Origin of the sequence: Pseudomonas sp. Kh14, assembly GCF_900291005.1 — a bacterium.
Lineage (GTDB): Bacteria > Pseudomonadota > Gammaproteobacteria > Pseudomonadales > Pseudomonadaceae > Aquipseudomonas > Aquipseudomonas alloputida.
Genome location: NZ_OLKJ01000355.1, coordinates 1 through 230, shown reverse-complemented (window position 1 = coordinate 230; position 230 = coordinate 1). Strand labels below are relative to the sequence as shown.

The 230-nt window shown below is 62.6% G+C and carries 1 protein-coding gene; it reads right to left on the bottom strand.

What is annotated here, in order from left to right; translation table 11 throughout:
- Positions 1 to 99: 99 nt before the first annotated feature.
- Positions 100 to 230 (bottom strand): DUF1631 family protein (locus FQ668_RS29145; protein ID WP_144180914.1); only part of this gene is annotated, 131 nt, incomplete at its 5' end.

Genomic DNA, 230 nt, shown 5'->3' with positions numbered 1-230 from the left:
GGGTAACAGTATGCCCTGCGGCCAATGTGCTGTGCATGTGAATGATTGTAATGCTGTGGGAGCGTGCCAGCTTGCAGATTTTGCGCCAGACAGTTGCGCCTACCGCCGCAGCCCGTCGAGCACCGCCTCCAGCGCCCGCTCGAACAGCAGCCCGTCATCCAGCACCCGCACCTCACCCCGGTGCAGTGCCTGGGCGAGGCTACCAGCATTCCATTCGCGCGCTTTCATAC